Genomic DNA, 1,071 nt, shown 5'->3' on the forward strand with positions numbered 1-1,071 from the left:
TAAATGTTTGTCTAGTTGAAATTGAATATCTAGCACCATTTGATGAAGAAAACTTTGAGTTGAAAATTTTTTCAGAGGATTTTTATTAAGTTTTTTAAGCATTTCTTTTAATATTTTTATTTTTTGTATTTCGTAATTTAGAGACAAGTAAATTATTCTATTCATTAGTGTTTTTTCCCCACTACTAATCTGATATTTGGAATTGATGTTGAAAATATCTAAAAAATCGTGTTGAACAACAATTATTTCAGCTATTTATATATCTTATTGAACATGTTGGACTTTCAGATCAGATCTTTAGCAATTTTTTCTAATTTTTAGATTGTAGCTAAATTATTGATAATTTTGATTTAAAAACTTGGAATTTTGATATTAATTTTCAAGATTTTGACGATGCTCTATTCGATGTTATGCTGTATTTTTTCGGGTAGAGTTACTGTTTGTTTTGGGATTGATCTTGCTAATAGGTATTATAGAATCTAAAAATTTTGAATTTGTTATTATTTTTTTTATCAAACGTGTTATCTAAAAATAATAAGAATACTAACCATTTTAATTGAGCATAATCAAAAAAAGAGATACAAACATAAATTCAACCCAAATAATAGCTTACAAATTTTAAACAACATTGAAACACCACTGTTAAAATCCTATTGTGACCACATACACTATTAATTAAGCAGTGTATATATCAAAGTATTTAATATTACAAAATAAAATTAATATTATTTAATATATAAAACAATATGGTTATATTATTATTTTGAAATATACTTAATAGATGATGATTATAAATTAATAAGGAGAATATTTTGAAAACAAATAAGTTTAATATAACTAGGTTTAATATTATTATAATAATGTTAACTTTAATTTGCATCTCGTGCTCACCTATTGCTAAAACCGACATTAACCCAAAAAGCCACACCAATCATATAGAAACCAATCAAAGTCTTGAAAACAAATATCAAAATCTCGAACCTTCAGATCAAAATAATCGGGATATCGAATCTTCAAATCAAGACTCTATAGAAACTATAAATTCAAAATTAGAAACAATTAAAGAAGCCT

Annotated in this window: 3 protein-coding genes; 2 read left to right on the forward strand and 1 reads right to left on the reverse strand. The window is 23.5% G+C overall.

Annotated features, from left to right (window positions below):
- On the reverse strand, window positions 1-255 hold a 255-nt coding region (locus HNP68_RS07790; RefSeq protein ID WP_183221758.1), incomplete at its 3' end, for a complement regulator-acquiring protein.
- Window positions 256-555: 300 nt separating this feature from the next.
- Here HNP68_RS07790 and HNP68_RS07575 point away from each other — a divergent pair.
- Both HNP68_RS07575 and HNP68_RS06940 read left to right on the forward strand, forming a co-directional pair.
- Window positions 556-675, forward strand: a complete 120-nt coding sequence (locus HNP68_RS07575; protein ID WP_420703304.1) for a complement regulator-acquiring protein — start codon at window positions 556-558, stop codon at window positions 673-675.
- Window positions 676-812: 137 nt separating this feature from the next.
- Window positions 813-1,071: complement regulator-acquiring protein (locus HNP68_RS06940; protein WP_183221756.1), on the forward strand; the 259-nt coding region annotated here is incomplete at its 3' end.

Source organism: Borreliella yangtzensis (assembly GCF_014201775.1).
Classification (GTDB): Bacteria; Spirochaetota; Spirochaetia; order Borreliales; family Borreliaceae; genus Borreliella; species Borreliella yangtzensis.